We start from the raw sequence: 16,913 nt of genomic DNA on the forward strand, positions 1-16,913 counted from the left end.
CTTCAAAATTAGTTTCTTTAAAAAAACATGACCTCCTCGTAATCTTTACCATTTGCCAATTGATATATGCATGAGTAGTTTAACGTCATAAAACACGTGAACTGCCTTCTATTTAATTGTGCATATGCACAATTAAAATAGTTGGATGATCAATTGTTTAAGAGGATGTACGGGATTAAAATGAAAACGTATTCAAGTGAAGGAGATTTAATAAAAAGGTGGGTGAGACAAAAAAATTGGTTTTTTCTTAAGAACTATTACTGAGTCTGCTGGATTATTGCACAGAAAAGGAAAAAGAATAGATGTGCATATGAACTAACTGCCATCACTTGACAGAATGATAGATAGAGTCTCTGGTTTCCAAACGGCTGTATTTAATTTAGTAATTGAAAAAGCTATGTTTAAGTAAAGCTGAGTGAATACCATATAAAGGAGGACGAAAAAATGGAATTTGAATTAAGCTGGATAGGTGCCTTATGCGGACTAGCCCTTGCAATCATCTTAATCTTATTTAAGCTGACCCCAACGTATTCTTTAATTTTAGGGGCTGTAGTCGGTGCGTTTATCGGTGAAGCCAACTTTACCGAAACAGTTACAGTGTTAATTACTGGTATTCAAAGTGTCATGGGTACTGTTATTCGAATTATTGCTGCTGGTGTATTTGCCGGTGTTATGATGAAATCGGGAGCAGCAGAACGAATAGCCCAGTTTATAGTTGATAAACTTGGCGGAACAAAGGCGATGTTATCGCTGGCGCTGGCAACGATGATTATTACAGCTGTAGGAGTATTTATTCCTGTTGCTGTATTGATTGTCGCCCCAATTGCTTTATCTGTTGGTAATAAAATGGGGTATTCGAAAATAGCTTTGCTTGTTGCTTTGTCCGGAGGAGGAAAGGCTGGTAATATTATTTCTCCAAATCCGAACACGATTGCAGCAGCAGGGGGATTTGGTCTTGATGTAAATCAGGTTATGATTGGCGGATTTATTCCTGCTGTTTTTGGTATTATTGTGGCGGTTATTCTCGCATCATCGATTAAATTTAAAGGTACAAAGGTAACAGATGAAGAAGCGAAGGAATTAGAAAAAGATAACTCTAATCTACCAACCTTATCAAGGTCTCTCGTCACACCGATCATTGCCATTGTTCTATTGATGATTAGTCCGATTGGGGCCATAGCTGGAAGTGATTTTCTTGCTAGTTTAAAAATTGACTCCCTGTTTATTTTGCCATTTGCCGGTGTAATAGGTACTTTGGCGCTTGGAAAGAGAAAAGATTTATTGGATTTTTGTCAATCCGGTTTAAATAGAATGACCCCAACGATCTTAATCATTATTGGTGCCGGTGCCATAGGCGGATTAATTACCGCATCAGACTTACCAGCTCAGGTTGTGGCATTAATTGATTCCGCGGGTATTTCAGGTACATTCCTGGCTCCAATTGCAGGTATACTGATGGCTGCAGCAACAGCTTCTACTTCAACAGGTGTTATTTTAGCAACAGGTTCATTTGGCGATGCCATATTAGATACGGGTGTTTCAGCGATTGCAGCGGCAGTAATGACTCATGCCGGAGCCACAGTTATTGACTCCTTACCGCATGGAACGTATTTCCACGTTACACGTAATGCATTTAATATCAGCATGAAAGATAGAATGAAGGTCGTTGGATACGAAGTGATTGTAGGTTTAACTATGACCATTATTGCAACCGTTTTATACGGATTTATTTTATAAAACAAAAGAGGTGTAAAAAAATGGGGAAAACCTTTTTGTTAGCTCCTGATTCTTTTAAGGAAAGCATGACAGCAAAAGAAGTTTGTGCAGCAATGGAAATTGGAATACGAAGAGCAATCCCGGATGCCGAATGTATTTATGTGCCAATGGCAGACGGAGGAGAAGGAACGGTACAATCATTAGTGGATGCAACCGGAGGGACCATTATTAACAAGGAGGTTACCGGTCCGCTTGGTACACCTGTGATGGCGCAATATGGCATTTTGGGCGATGGTAAAACGGGTGTGATTGAAATGTCTTCAGCAAGCGGGATTCATTATGTTACAAAAGAAACAAAAAACCCTCTCATTACAACAACCTTTGGAACAGGGGAATTAATCAAGGATTGTGTTGAGCGGGGAATCTCAGAAATTATTTTAGGAATCGGCGGAAGTGCCACAAATGATGGCGGTACCGGTATGGCAGCAGCATTAGGGTATAAATTTTTAGATGGGGATGGAAAAGAACTTCCACAGGGAGGCGGCTATTTAAGCGGGTTAGTTCATATAGATGGTTCTAATGTAATGAAGGAATTAGAAAATGTTACTATTTTGGTGGCATCTGATGTAACAAATCCATTATGCGGCGAGCACGGAGCCTCTGTTGTATTTGGCCCGCAAAAAGGTGCTACTCCAGAAATGGTGGAAATTCTCGATTGCAATTTACAGCATTATGGCGAAATCGTACAGCAACAATTAAGTGTGGATATTTTAAATGTGCCGGGAGCGGGTGCAGCAGGCGGTCTGGGTGCAGGATTGTTAGCCTTTACGAATTCAACGATGAAAAAGGGAATAGAGATTGTCATGGAGTATACGAATTTAAAGGAAAAACTGAAACTTGCTGATTACGTCATGACGGGTGAAGGCGGTATTGACTTCCAAACAAAATTTGGAAAAGCACCGTTTGGGGTTGCCCAGGCAGCTAAAAGTGTAAATAAAAATATAAAAGTAATCGCTTTAGCCGGATATATAGGTAAAGATGTTGAAACATTATATGATGAAGGATTTGATGCTATTTTTGGCATCGTACCAGGCGCCTCGGATATCGATGCCTTATTAGCACAGGGAAAACAAAATGTTATTCGTACTTCTGAAAGTGTCGCTAGATTATTGAGATAGAAGGCTTTCATCCAGACAAAAAAAATCAATGGGTTCTTCAGAAGACCCATTGATTTTTTTATCGATTCCTTATTGTATTCGATTAATCAGGATAAATATCAGTTCGGTTAATTCTAAAATGTTTTTTGGATTTTTGCCGGTTATCTTATGGATTCTTTCTAGTCTGTAGTTCAAGGTATTCCGATGGATAATTAATTGATTCGCTGCCTCATTAATGTTCAAGTTGCAAATGATAAACGTCTGTAACGTTTTAATCAATTCATCATTTTCCATTAGTTGGGGTAAATGAACCGTCTTTTTTTCATTTATAAGCCATTCGGATAAATCAGCAATAAACTCACAGTCTGCATATGAAATCGTTTTTTCGCTCGGTAATAATCCTTTTATTACCCGCATGGCAGATATGGATTGCCTATAACCTTCAGAGATTCGATTATTTGTTTTGCTGACAGCAATAAATGCTTCGGCATGCTGGTTTTGTATCTGCCTAGTGATGGATTCGATAATAGTCGTTTCCTGGACCACTATACATTGAGAATGATTAGAAATTTTAAATGATGGATAATAAGCTGAGACAGATAGTTCTTCGTTGATTTCATAAGGAAATTCAATATATATTATTTGAGCAGGGTTTGCTAAATTGATATGGTAGGTCTGTGCTTGGTTTATAAGTTCCCTCGTATAAACGGTATCGGGGTTAATGATTAAATGAAGAAACTCTTGCCTGCGATATCTTTCAATATTTTCTTTTTGTAAAGCTGCACTTTGCTCAATTAACAAAATGACCGTAGATTTCACAAGGTTTCCGAAAGGTCTGGTTTCCTCTACATCACCGCTGATTCCCACTACTCCGATGATTTCATGATTCATTTCGATTGGTAAATTAATCCCCTTTTTTTCATACTTTTTATCGATTTGAATTTCAACGATTTTTCTTTGTTTTATGGCTTCTAATGCACCTTGGTGTAATGTCCCGATTCTTTCCTTATTGCCGCTCCCGATAATAATTCCTTCCTTATCCATGATATTAATATTGTACGGTATATCCTGCATCATTTTGTCCACAATTTGCTGGGCCTGTTTTTTTGTTAATTGGTACATCTTAATAACTCCTTTGTCATGAACCACTGTGTTTTCTTATTATTTCTAATTGATGTGGTTCAATCAATCCATTTAACAGAAAGTTTCATTGTTTGTAAATTCTTTATTTTTCCTCTCAGACAACTGTTCTAAGGGGATCTTTATTTCTTGACCTATGGGAGAAGACGCCATGCGAGGGGTTTTGTTTGGAATATAGGCTTATTATTTGTTAGTCTAGTAGAAAGAGAGAAATGATCGTGGTTGAACATTAATATTAGTCGAAGTTGAAAATATATATATAGAGGAGAAACTCGAAAAAGAGGTAATATTTATGATGAATAATGAATTGATCAAAAATGAGGATGAATGTTATAGGCTGGCTGAGCAGAAGGCTGCCCATTATTTTAAGTTACTTCGTGAACAAGTTACAGCGAAGACCTACGTCACTAATCTAACGAAAGACTTCCAATCCTGGAAGCAAAACCATATTCATCACTCTTTTTTATCCTTTTTTTCAAAGAGACAGGAAACGCCGGATTTAAACGGATATCACAGTTATATTCAATGGCTGGAACTTACGGGAAAACTGGATCATTATCTCGATCGAAGTGTGTCCTATATTTTTATGCGGGATTTGGGAAAAGCCTTGGACTCAGCGGAAAATAAGGAAAGTGTCCGTCGTTTTACTGCCGGGTTAAAAAAATATCTGCTTAAACCGGCATCAGAGAGCGGTGAACAAATCGAGATGTTCAGCATGGACGGGATGTACCGTTGGGGACAAAAAGAAGGAATTGAATCAGCTGTCATGTGGATGCACAACAAAATTCAGACAGCTGCTTCTCATATCCCAAAAGGAATGGACGCTGAGCATGCCAAGCGAAAGTTAATGAAAATCATTGGCGGAGTGCTGATCCATGAGATGGAAGCGATGGGTGGCGGTGTACGCGGGGAGGAGCGGACGAAGAGGCTTGATCATGCCATAAGACTGGGGTATTCCTATGGTCTAACCTATCCCTTTATTGATGATCTGCTTGATTCAGCTGTATTATCTGATAAAGAAAAAAGGCAATATTCTGATTTGATTCGAAGGACCCTGATCACAGGTGTGGTCCCGGAACTAGGAAAGTGGACAGGCGAAAATCGCGGCCTGATTCAATTCATCCATGCCGAACTTCGTGAAGCCTTTGAGTATATTAGAGCTAACCAGCGGAGGGAGACGATCCAATCCTTTTTCGAACTGGCTTACGTGTTTTTTCAATCACAAGAGAATGACCGTGAAAAGAATTTAGCAAATGCTCATTATACGAATGAAGAGCTTTACATACCTGTCATTTTAAAATCCTCTTCTTCACGCCTAATTGTCCGTTCTGTCATTGGTGCTCCCGAGGATAAGGGTTTTGAAAACAGAACCTTTTATTATGGTATTTACAATCAGCTGGCGGATGACTTTGCTGATATGTTTGATGATTTAAGAAGTGGAGCCGTAACCCCTTATACTTATTTTTTAACCTACCATGAGCAGCGCCCGGATCTAATCAATCCTTTTCAACTATATTGGTCCGTTATTTCTTATTTGATTCATGATGTTTACGGTTCAGATCCGAAAACCTGTGAGGTGATTCTTGACCGGGCCATTAACAGTCTGAAACGGTTTAAGTTACGAGTGGGGAAGAAGAAATATCATGAACTGATGGGATTGTTCACGTCCGAAGTTCCGACATTCAATCAGACCATCCAGCATCTGGTCCGAAAAGCGGATGATGTTGATTTTTTCGATAAGCTGCTTCGCGATCATGTGCTGACTGTTCTGAAAAAGGAGCAGCAGGAGCGGGAAGAATTCATCTATACGATTAATACTGTGCGGAATCAGATTAATGAAACCCTGCCGATTGCAAAAAACGGGAATGAATTATTACTGAAGTCACCGATAATTGATGCAGCAAACTACAGTCTCGAGGGAGATGGAAAGCGGCTGCGGCCTATTATCACCTGGATGATGGGCATTAATGAGTATGGCCTGGACAGACTGGCAATTATGCCAATGCTGCGGGCGCTGGAATATATGCATACGGCCTCGCTTATTTTTGATGATCTGCCATCACAGGATAATGCCCCGATCCGGAGGGGGCGGCAAACGGTGCACCAGATGTTTGACGCAGCTTCGGCTGAACTGACCGGTTTATTTTTAACACAAAAGGCTGTCCATGAATTATCCTCTCTTGAAGGCTTTGAACCGCGGGCTGTACTTCGCTTGATTCAATATGCCTCCCAGGTGACAATGGATATGTGTATGGGACAGGCAATGGACTTACATTCTAAAGGGAAGCAGCTGTCATTGGAGGAACTGAATACGATGTGTTTTTATAAAACTGGGATTGCCTTTGAGGCCTCTCTCATCATGCCGGCCATCGTCGCTCATGCGGATGAAGCAGAAATGAAGGCTTTGAAAAAATTTGCCCGCCATGCCGGGATTGCCTTTCAGATAAAGGATGATCTGCTTGATGTTGAAGGGGATAAAAACCTGCTCGGAAAGCCGGTTGGCAAGGATGCGGAAAACAACAATTCAACCTTTGTCTCAGTCCTTGGTCTGGAAGGTGCCAAAAAAGCGATGTGGGATCATTACTGTACTGCCATGGAGACCTTGCAAGAAGTGCCGCGCAACACTACTTTTCTGAAATATTTACTCGATTATTTGGTAAATAGGGAAAGATAATAGAACAAATATATTAGAAGAGGATACGATGTCTATCCTCTTTTTCTTCACTTCTCATTAATATTACGCTTCAAAATAAAAAAAGAATATTGTTCAAATTTATGTTACAGTTAGAAAGATAAATTTTACAAGTAAGTAGGTGCACTACATGATTGAGGTTAAAACATCTCCAATTAGTGATGGAGAATTCAATAGAGGGGTATTTGCGACATGTGATATCAAAAAAGGGGAGCTCCTGCATGAAGCACCTGTCATTGCTTATCCAAACGATCAGCATCAATACATTGAACAAACGCTACTCGCTGATTACGCTTTTGAGTATGGGATAAATCACTCGGCAATTCTTCTGGGTTATGGAATGCTGTTTAACCATTCCTATGAACCTAACGCTATTTATGAGATTAATTTTAAAAATCATACATTTGACTTCTATGCTTTCACAGATATAAAAGCAGGTGATGAGATTTTTATCAATTATAATGGCGATGTGGATGACAAAGAGCTGCTGTGGTTTGACAGGGATTAAAAATATAGAGGTGTAAGAAAATGAGTAAACGATGGACGATCGGTGAAATTAAACAATTTGTTGAGAAAAATTCGGAGAGTAAGCTGCTAACGACGGAATATCACGGCTTTTCACAAAAGCTGCTATTTAAATGTGCATGCGGCAATAACTTTGAAAAAACATTTACGAAATTTAAAAACAATAACCAACGCAAATGTGACGTGTGCCAACCGCCAAAGCCGTCACGCTAATCATTAGAATCTTAGCTGCTAAAATGATACAACAGGAGAATTTAACAGTACAAGAACAGGACATGGTATCCCATGTTCTGTTCTTTAATTTGCCCATTGTTTCAGAACTATTGATCTAGATCACAATATTAATATTAACAATAGGGTAATATTAAAAATAAAAAGGAGTATATAGATGGCTGAAGAGAAATTTGGAACTATATTTGACCAGATCGGTGCGGAAAAGATTAATCAATTGGTAAATGCTTTTTATCCGAAAGTATATGATGATCCCGACTTAAGTCCGTTGTTTGAGGGCGATATGAGTGAAATTATGCGAAAGCAAAGAATGTTTTTAACCCAATTTCTAGGCGGTCCCACTCTTTATAGTAATGAATTTGGTCCGCCGGCGATGAGGCAGCGGCATCTTCCGTTCGAAATTACACCGAAGCGGGCACAATGTTGGCTTCGGTGTATGGGGGAAGCTTTTGCGGAGATAGGTTTGGATAAGACTCCGGAAGGGCAGTTTTTCTATAGCCGTCTGCAGCAGGTAGCAGCGATTATGATTAATACACCAGAGTCAAATTAACACATGAAAGGGGAGAGGTATCCCCTCTTTATGTGTTTTGGGTTTATTCTGGGTAATATCAGTGAAGGATGGCAGCTTTCATGGCCAGTTTTCAAATTTGTCCTCTCGATTTGGAAATGCCATACTCCAAATTGCTATAATAAAAGGAATAAATGGACAATAATGAAAGCAGGGATAAGCGTGGAACAGCAGCAGATGAAAGATGAAATCCGAAGAATTTTAGACGAAAAACGCGTGGGAACTCTTTGTACGATGAAGGGTGACCAGCCGTTTGCCCGTTATATGATTTTCCGGCATGATGAGTTTATTCTTTACACCATTTCCAGCAAGAAGACAGAAAAGGTACAGGACATATTAAACAATTCTAAAGTACATATATTATTTGGCTATGAAAGCGGAAGCTTCGGAAAGCCAAATCCATACTTAGATATCATCGCAACAGCAACGATCCATGATGAAAAAGAACTAAAGGATCGTTTATGGCATGACAACTTCCGCAGATATTTAGCCGGTCCTGATGATCCGAATTATATCGTCATTCAATGCGAACCAAAATCGATCCGTCTCATGAATCATCCGGATTTAGACGGACCCTATACTCTTTCTTTTACTTAAAATAACGACTATTACATACACAGCCTTCCGGAACTTTTGTTTTGGAAGGCTATTATTATGAACATTTTGCTAAAGAAATTTAGAGTGCTGATTCTCCTTAATTAATGCAGGTGCCTTTTCCAAAGCTTCTTCATACTATATAGCATCTTATTTATATTGTTGGAATAAAGGAGGGGGTTTGTATTTTGGAAATGACAAAGCTTACTGGGCGGATCGTAACACCTAATGATGTGGAATATCGGATGGCAAGGGTCAACAATAATTTGAGTGTTCCGAAATTCCCAAAAGTCATAGTCTTTTGTCAGAATGCCAACGATGTCGTAAATGCTCTTAAGTGGGCAAGGGAAAATCGCATTCCGTTTAGGGTGAGGAGCGGCAGGCATAGCTATGAAAATTTTTCATTAGTAGATGGCGGTCTTATTATTGATGTCAGTGAAATGAATAAAATCACTGTCAATTGTGAAAAAATGACCGCGAAAATAGAAGGCGGCGCAAATCTGGGGCATGTATACCATTCATTATGGAAATACGGAACGACTATTCCTGGGGGAACGGAAAGTAGTGTGGGGCTGGCTGGTCTCACGCTGGGCGGTGGAATTGGAATGCTTTCAAGATGGTTTGGGCTGACCTGTGACAATTTGCTTGAGGTTGAGATGGTCATAGCAGATGGACATAGAGGGGCTAAACTGATAAAAGCAAATAGGAATCATAATAGTGATCTGTTTTGGGCGTGCTGTGGAGGCGGGGGAGGTAACTTTGGGATTGTTACTTCTTTCACCTTCAAGGTTCATTCCATTTCCAAGGTGTCGATTTTTTCAATCACATGGGGATGGGAAGATTTCGAAGAGGTATTTGATGTATGGCAGCACTGGGCGCCTAAAACGGATGAACGTCTTACCACAGAGATCGAATTAAAATCTAAGGAAATGAATCAAATTATTGCTCAAGGTGAATTTGTCGGTGATTCATCCATGCTGAAAAAACTACTGCGCCCCTTAACAGACACTGGTTCGCCAACTAATATTTTCATAAAAGAAGTACCTTACATTGATGCTGTACAATTTTTTGATGATCCGAGCGGGAACGTGCCTTCGCACCACAAAAGATCAGGTTCTTTTCTTGAGGAGCCATTTTCAAAGAAAGCGATCTTGACAATGAAGCACTTTTTAGCAAACGCTCCAAATAAGAACTCCAATATCTGGCATCAATCACTTGGTGGTAAGGCAGGGGAGCCTGATCCAAAAGATACGGCCTTTTATTACCGGGATGCCATTATCGCTCAGGAATACAATACTATTTGGAATAAACCTGACGAAGAACGAGAAAACCTTCGCTGGGTCGAGGAATTAAGGGATGCTTTATCCCCATATACAACGGGTGATTATGTGAATTGGCCGGATCAGTTCATTAGAGATTGGCCAAGAAACTATTATGGAGAAAATTTTACACAGCTTCGAGAAGTGAAAACATCCTATGATCCATTCAATGTATTTAAATTCCCGCAAAGCATTCCTCCTTTTATTAGGTGGTTTTAGGTCTATCCAATTTTGACTAGGACTACAATTAAAGATCGGCCTTTAAGAAGAGTATCTTTTCTCATAAGGTACTCTTCTTCTTTTTTTATTAATTCCGCTATCAAAAGAGTATACATACTATGGTACCTAAGCCTTGTTTTTCAAGGATCAAATATATGAATAATATCACAAAAATGCTAGTTTCTTTGTATGATAGTGGTATAATAATTCCTGTTCATTTTTATAGAACAATATCATACTAACAAAGAAGTGTAGCAGAGTGAACTTAGTCCATGAATTAGAAGTAAAAGTCAAACGTCAATCTGTCAACTGGTTAGAAAAATATTTCTCAGGAGATTCAATCGATTACAAACAGATATTTGCGATCATTCTGCCAATATTTGTCGATCAGGCCTTTTTAATTTTAATGAGTTTCTTAAATACCGCGATGATTAGTTCAGCAGGGGTTGCTGCAGTCAGTGCTGTAAGTATGGTAGATTCGCTGAATATCTTCCTCATTAATGTGTTTATTGCTGTAGCAACAGGCGGTACCGTGATCGTGGCGCAATATATGGGAAGTGGAAATAAGGCGATGGTTTCGAAAACAGCTACACAGGCAATTTCTGCTGTCACGATCGTTTCTGTTCTGATTACAGTGCTGGTCATGGTGTTTAATCATCCCGTCCTAAATCTTCTATTTGGAAAAGCCGAGGCGGATGTATTTCAAAATGCGAAGCTATATCTGATCGGCAGCTGTATCTCCTATCCACTTATCGCTGTCTTTCAAGCGGTGTGCGGTTCGTTAAGAGGGATGGGTGATACAAAACCATGTTTAAATCTATCATTATTTATGAATTTAACGAACACCGTGCTCAATGTCCTGCTTATCACTATTTTTCACATGGGTGTTATGGGGCTGGTGATTTCTATCATTCTCGCAAGATTATTAGGAATGGTCGCTTCATTAATTTATATCATAAATAAAAATAAAACGATTCACTTTCGAATAAAGGATGCCGTGCATCTTGACTATTCAATTCTAAAGAAAATCATGTATATTGGGCTGCCCTTTGCCGCAGAACAGTTATTTTTTAATGGTGGAAAGCTGCTGACGCAAACCTTTATTGTTCAATTAGGCACCATGGCGATTACAGCTTATGCTATTGCCAATTCAATCTCTTTATTATTTCAGATGGGACCGAGTTCCTTAAGTATCTCAGCGGTCACCATTGTAGGACAGTGTATGGGGCGGAGGAGCATAGGTGATGCACGGAAATTCACGAAATCTTTAATTGGACTTTCCTCGATCCTATTTCTTGTTACATCTCTTTTGCTGCTGCCGTTTTTTCCTGAGATGATGAAGCTGTTTAGTGCTCCCGAGGAAATAATTCCAACCATCTATACCCTCACCATTATGGCCGCCTTTGGACAGCCGATTTTGTGGGCTTCAAGCTTTATTATGCCGTCAGCATTAAGGGCTGCCGGCGATTCAAACTATACTTCCGTTACCTCGTTATTATCCATGTGGCTGATACGTGTCGTGCTTGGTTACGTTTTGGGGATTACATTAGGATTTGGCATCATCGGTGTTTGGGCAGCGATGATTATAGAATGGGTTGTGCGGGGGACCATTTTTTATAGGCGGTTTAAAGGGGAGAAATGGCACGCCCACAGATTGATCTAAATAATACTAGAATACACAAATAACCTTTATCTGTATGAAAGATAAAGGTTATTTTTTATGTGCATGGAAATGAAGGAATAAGAAGAGTTGAATTGGAGATTTTTACATATATGGGGCCCATTTCCCGAATTGTTTCCGTACCATTAATAGAATGGTAATCATGTCATTATTGTTCATTTTGCTGTAAAGTAAACATAATAGCGTGAAAATTTATGTAATATATTGCAGGAAATGCATTGATTAAAGGAGATGAATTTAGCCATGAAACCAAAGGTAATTGTCTATAAGAAAGTAGATCAAAAGGTGTTGGAATATATTAAACAGACATGTGATGTAGTTTATTTTGAAAAACTAGATTCACAGAACTATTCTGAATTTCTTCATGCGTTGAAGGATGCTCACGGGATATTAGGAGTTGGTTTAAAAATAGATAATAGTTTACTAGATCAAGCTCTCCAGCTCAAAATTGTGTGTAACGTATCCGTAGGCTATGATAACCTCGATTTACTTGAGTTATCAAAGCGGGGGATTATGGCAGCGAATACACCGGAAGTATTAAATGAAACGGTTGCAGATACCATTATGGGGTTGATTATAGCTGCCGCTAGAAGAATGCCGGAGCTAGATGATTGGGTTAAGACTGGAAAATGGGATGCCAACCTCGCAGAAAAATGGTTTGGGGTCGATGTCCATCATAAAGTCCTAGGGATTATTGGAATGGGGGGCATTGGGACTGCTGTCGCGAAAAGGGCTCATTTTGGCTTTGATATGGATATTTTATACCACAATCGCTCGAGAAATCCTGATGCCGAACAAATATATGGTGCTACTTACTGTTCTCTTGAGGAATTGTTAAATCAATCTGATTTTGTCTGCCTCATGACGCCTCTTACTCCTGAGACGGAAAAACTGATGGGGAAAAGAGAGTTTGAACAAATGAAAGAGAGTGCCATTTTTATCAACGCTTCAAGAGGTAAAACGGTTGATGAAGAGGCATTAATTCATGCTCTTCAAAATGGTGAAATCCTTGCTGCAGGGCTTGATGTTTTTGAGCCGGAACCTGTTAAAAAGGATAATCCTCTTCTTTCGATGAAAAATGTTGTGACTTTGCCACATATCGGTTCTGCTACTATGGAGACACGATTCAATATGGCCATGTTAGCAGCTGAAAACTTGGTCGCTGGGTTAAGGGGAGACGTTCCTCCGACTTTGATTCAGAGTGAAGTACATACAAAAAGTCTAGATTAATTGATAAGATAGTTAGTCACAAAATATCCAATGGACGGAAGCGGAAAATTCCTGTATCTTTAGGAAGGCTGTATTAAATCCTAAGGAGGAAGAAAGTACTACTATGAATCAACAAAATCCTACATCAGTAAAAATCACCGTAGCTGATCCATCGGCATTAGGTTTATTTGGCTTAGCAATGGTTACGCTTGTAGCATCATCTCAAAAATTAGGCTGGACAGAAGGAACTGCTTTGATATTACCTTGGGCATTCTTTTTAGGCGGCTTTGCCCAATTAATTGCTAGCTATTTAGATTCAAAACATAACAATGTATTCGGAACGACTGCTTTCGGAGGTTTTGGACTATTTTGGCTTGGTGTGGGCACAACTTGGTTAATTCAATCAGGTGCTTTTGGCGAAAATTTGTTTAGTCAAGCGGATCCTAAACAATTGGGCGTGGCATTTATCGGATATCTAATTTTTAGTATTTTTATGACGGTTGGGGCACTGGAAACACATAAAGTATTATTTTTCATTTTTGTCTTGATTGATTTCTTATTTATAGGACTATCCCTAAGTTCATTCAATATTATGCATGAAGCTACACATATGCTGGCAGCGATTTCTGAATTACTGCTTGCGTTACTTTCCTTTTATGGCTCAGCAGCAGCTGTATTAAATGGACATTTTGGTCAAGTCGTATTACCGGTAGGTAAACCATTTGGAATCTTCAAAAAACAAAATTCAAATGATTCTAGAAAAGTAGTAGCATAAGAGAATATAAAAAATGCCATCATAGATTTGATGGCATTTTTATATAAAATAATGAGAATTGGCAACCGATTCGATTGTCTTACTATGACAAAGAAATATATGTTCCTGAAACGTTCCAAAATACAAAACAGTGGGAAAATGAATGCTTCTCACTGTTTATTACGTTATTTAACTGATTTTTTTTATGAAAGGTTTTGGAAACTTTATTGAATGATTTTCACTAACAAATGTAGAGCCTAAAAGTAATGAACCGCCAAGCATTTGCACAAATGTCATTTGTTCTTGCAAGATAACAGCAGAAATCACTAGTGATGTGATGGGGTCTACATAGCTTAATGCAGCGATACTCTGCCCTTTTAATTTCTGCATCCCTGAGAAGAATAACAGGAATCCAATCCCTGTGTGGACCATCCCTAAGATGAAAATAAATGGAATAGAAGAATGGGATACTTCTAATATACCGAATCCTTCAGTAAAGAATACATACGGCATGAGAAGTAATGACGCTGTTCCAAGCTGAATGAATGTGGTTTCTAACCCGTTCATGTTTTTGATGAACTTATTTAATAGCATTAATGAAGCGTAGAAAACGGCTGCTGCTAGTCCATAGCCTATCCCAATTAGATCATCGAATCCAGATGTACTGAAACTACCATTACCAACAATTAATAACATCCCTAACATGGCGGCACCAATGCAGATGATTTTCTTTGTTGATAATTTTTCCTTAAGGATAAGTGGGGAAAGAATCAGAACAAACACAGGTGCAAAATAATAACTTAGTGTTGCGTTAGAAATGGTCGTATATTTGTATGCTTGAAAAAGGAAAATCCAATTTCCACCCAATGCAATACTCGAAAGGAATAAAACGAAAGTATTTACTTTCACATCCGCCCATGAAATTTTATTCTTCATCATGAACATGAATGTCATTAAAAATAAACTACCAATAAAACCACGTAATAAAGCGATTTCACTCGAAGCTAAATCAATGTATCTTACAAATACGCCAATCGTACCAAAGATAATCATTGATAGTAGGAATTGAATTTTAGATTTCATCGTCTACTCCCCCGAATCTGCGAAAGAGCTCATATATCGCAGATTCTTATTCTGTTGTAAATATCAGTGTATAAAGGAGTAACCGGTGGCGGCGGTGATGTTGAAACGGGCTTTCTAACGTATGGATTTATAGTTGGTAACGGCATCATAATCCTCCTAGTTGTGTTAATGCTTTATTCAAATATAGTATTTAGAGAACGATTAATATCAATTATACCGTACAATATTCCTTTTGAATTGGATATTTACATAAATAATGTTTATTAAACCCTGATAATCTACAAGTCTCAGTGCATGAAACAACACAAAAATAAAAAAAGTTAAATATGCCGCGAACCCTTGCTGTAAAAGGGATTGCGGCATATCTCATTTAGAATTTATTTGTTTTTGATTTGAATTTATATTCATTCTTTGTTACGGTTAATATAGACTTTCAGAGTTTTGCCGGGATATTGGATAGACTCGAAAGTAAATATAATTCCGCTATATCGTATTTTATATGTTGTGCTTATTAAATACTCCAGTATCATTTTACTCCTATACCCTACTTTACACATCCGTTTAATTAGAAATTTATTTTTAAGTAAAGTTGCGGACGCGAATTTTTTAAGTGTTCAAGTAATTAGCATTAGTAGAGAGACGTACTCTTGCTTGTTCTTGGAGATCTGAACGAAGTTTCATTCCTTTTAGAAAATCCCTAAATAAAAGAACCATATTCATGATTTTTAGCATTAAGATTGGATCTCGAAAAAGAAGCAGTAGAATCTATCACATACTGAATACGATATGGCGATGAAACGAATGAGGTGACTTAATGAAACCATATGTAGAGGTCAGAAATGTCTCTAAGATATTTGGTTCCAATCCGAAAGCAGCGATTGAGTTATTAAAGCAAGGAAAGTCAAAAAAGGAAATTTTAAAGGTGACTGGACAGACGGTTGGGGTAAATAAGGTTTCTTTTACTATTAACGCCGGTGAAATTTTTGTCATTATGGGCTTATCCGGAAGCGGAAAATCAACGTTAATTCGGATGTTTAACCGATTGATTGAGCCAACAATGGGAGAAATTTTGCTTAGCAACGAAAATATTGTCAAGATGAACGACGCAAGACTGAGGGAAGTCCGGCAAAAGAAGATCAGCATGGTATTTCAGAACTTTGCCCTATTCCCGCATAAGACGATCGTCGAAAACACGGAATATGGTCTTGAAATCCAGAAGATTCCGGCAACTGAGCGCCGCGAAAAGGCGATGCATGCCTTAGAAGTAGTGGGATTAAAAGGTTATGAAGACCAGCTGCCTTCTCAATTGAGCGGCGGGATGCAGCAAAGGGTTGGACTAGCCCGTGCTCTTGCCAGCGATACGGATATTATTTTGATGGACGAAGCGTTCAGTGCATTGGATCCGTTAATTCGCAAAGATATGCAGGATGAATTAATTGAAATTCAAGAGCAGCTGCAGAAAACAATCATTTTCATCACCCATGATCTAGACGAAGCATTGCGGATCGGGGATCGAATTGCGTTAATGAGAGATGGCAGCATCATCCAGCTTGGAACACCGGAACAAATTTTAATGAATCCGGCTAATGAGTTTGTCGAAAAATTCGTGGAAGATGTGAATTTATCAAAAGTGTTAACTGCATCTCATGTAATGAAACGTGCGGAAAAGATAAGTGCTGACCGCGGTCCGAGGGTAGCACTCGAAATTATGCGAAAGCAAGGATATTCCAGCATTTTTGTTGTGGATCGAAAACAGAAGCTGCTTGGTGCGCTCACAGCTGAGCAAGCGCGTGCAGCAATCGATCAAAATGCAGCTATTTCAGAAGTAATGACAACCGATATTCCTACCGTTTCCGAGGGTACCTTGCTGACTGACTTGATGGAGACAATCGCAACATCCAGCTTGCCGCTGTCTGTCGTCGATACAGAAAAGAAATTAAAAGGAATTGTTATTCGCGGAGCTGTTATTGGCGCGCTAGCGGGAAACAAAGATTCCTTGAACGATTTGGAAAGTGAGTGATGTCA

14 protein-coding genes are annotated in these 16,913 nt (G+C 38.9%); 12 read left to right on the plus strand and 2 right to left on the minus strand.

Features of this window, described 5'->3' with window-relative positions; genetic code table 11:
- Positions 1-444: 444 nt before the first annotated feature.
- Positions 445-1,737, plus strand: coding sequence for a GntP family permease (locus HNR53_RS14055; protein ID WP_184527057.1), 1,293 nt, complete (start codon positions 445-447; stop codon positions 1,735-1,737).
- A 20-nt stretch (positions 1,738-1,757) separates the two neighbouring features.
- Positions 1,758-2,894: a glycerate kinase family protein gene (locus tag HNR53_RS14060; protein ID WP_184527060.1), complete on the plus strand. Its 1,137-nt coding sequence runs from the start codon at positions 1,758-1,760 to the stop codon at positions 2,892-2,894.
- Between the two features lie 69 nt (positions 2,895-2,963).
- Here the strand turns inward: HNR53_RS14060 and HNR53_RS14065 are convergent, their stop codons facing one another.
- Positions 2,964-3,995 (minus strand): CdaR family transcriptional regulator, encoded by a 1,032-nt coding sequence (locus HNR53_RS14065; protein WP_184527062.1) that lies wholly within the window; start codon positions 3,993-3,995, stop codon positions 2,964-2,966.
- A gap of 313 nt (positions 3,996-4,308) precedes the next feature.
- Here HNR53_RS14065 and HNR53_RS14070 point away from each other — a divergent pair, with 313 nt between their 5' ends.
- The 9 genes from HNR53_RS14070 to HNR53_RS14110 all read left to right on the plus strand — a co-directional run bounded on the left by HNR53_RS14070 (position 4,309) and on the right by HNR53_RS14110 (position 13,826).
- Positions 4,309-6,687 carry a polyprenyl synthetase family protein gene (locus tag HNR53_RS14070; RefSeq protein ID WP_184527248.1) on the plus strand — a complete coding sequence of 793 codons (2,379 nt, stop codon included), beginning with the start codon at positions 4,309-4,311 and terminating at the stop codon, positions 6,685-6,687.
- Between the two features lie 148 nt (positions 6,688-6,835).
- Positions 6,836-7,213, plus strand: coding sequence for an SET domain-containing protein (locus tag HNR53_RS14075; protein WP_184527064.1), 378 nt, complete (start codon positions 6,836-6,838; stop codon positions 7,211-7,213).
- A gap of 20 nt (positions 7,214-7,233) precedes the next feature.
- Entirely contained in the window at positions 7,234-7,443 is a 210-nt protein-coding gene (locus HNR53_RS14080) for a hypothetical protein (RefSeq protein WP_184527066.1), read from the plus strand.
- A gap of 175 nt (positions 7,444-7,618) precedes the next feature.
- A complete protein-coding gene (locus HNR53_RS14085; protein WP_184527068.1) occupies positions 7,619-8,011 on the plus strand; it encodes a globin domain-containing protein in 393 nt (130 codons plus the stop codon).
- Positions 8,012-8,191: 180 nt separating this feature from the next.
- The gene (locus HNR53_RS14090) at positions 8,192-8,626 is read left to right on the plus strand and encodes a pyridoxamine 5'-phosphate oxidase family protein (RefSeq protein WP_184527069.1); all 435 of its coding nucleotides are present in this window, start codon (positions 8,192-8,194) and stop codon (positions 8,624-8,626) included.
- A gap of 185 nt (positions 8,627-8,811) precedes the next feature.
- Complete coding sequence (locus HNR53_RS14095) at positions 8,812-10,161, plus strand: FAD-binding oxidoreductase (RefSeq protein ID WP_184527071.1); 1,350 nt, start codon at positions 8,812-8,814, stop codon at positions 10,159-10,161.
- Between the two features lie 259 nt (positions 10,162-10,420).
- Positions 10,421-11,824, plus strand: coding sequence for an MATE family efflux transporter (locus tag HNR53_RS14100; protein ID WP_184527073.1), 1,404 nt, complete (start codon positions 10,421-10,423; stop codon positions 11,822-11,824).
- 261 nt (positions 11,825-12,085) lie between these two features.
- Positions 12,086-13,072: a 2-hydroxyacid dehydrogenase gene (locus tag HNR53_RS14105; protein WP_184527075.1), complete on the plus strand. Its 987-nt coding sequence runs from the start codon at positions 12,086-12,088 to the stop codon at positions 13,070-13,072.
- A 103-nt stretch (positions 13,073-13,175) separates the two neighbouring features.
- Entirely contained in the window at positions 13,176-13,826 is a 651-nt protein-coding gene (locus HNR53_RS14110) for an acetate uptake transporter (protein WP_184527077.1), read from the plus strand.
- 168 nt (positions 13,827-13,994) lie between these two features.
- On the opposite strand, the gene HNR53_RS14115 is transcribed toward HNR53_RS14110, so the two are convergent.
- The gene (locus HNR53_RS14115) at positions 13,995-14,888 is read right to left on the minus strand and encodes a DMT family transporter (protein ID WP_184527079.1); all 894 of its coding nucleotides are present in this window, start codon (positions 14,886-14,888) and stop codon (positions 13,995-13,997) included.
- An 814-nt stretch (positions 14,889-15,702) separates the two neighbouring features.
- Between HNR53_RS14115 and HNR53_RS14120 the strand changes: the two genes are divergently transcribed.
- On the plus strand, positions 15,703-16,908 hold the full coding sequence (locus HNR53_RS14120; RefSeq protein WP_184527082.1) for a quaternary amine ABC transporter ATP-binding protein: 1,206 nt from the start codon (positions 15,703-15,705) through the stop codon (positions 16,906-16,908).
- Positions 16,909-16,913 lie beyond the last annotated feature (5 nt).

Source organism: Bacillus benzoevorans (genome assembly GCF_014207535.1).
In the GTDB taxonomy this organism is placed as follows: Bacteria; Bacillota; Bacilli; order Bacillales; family Cytobacillaceae; genus Bacillus_BD; species Bacillus_BD benzoevorans.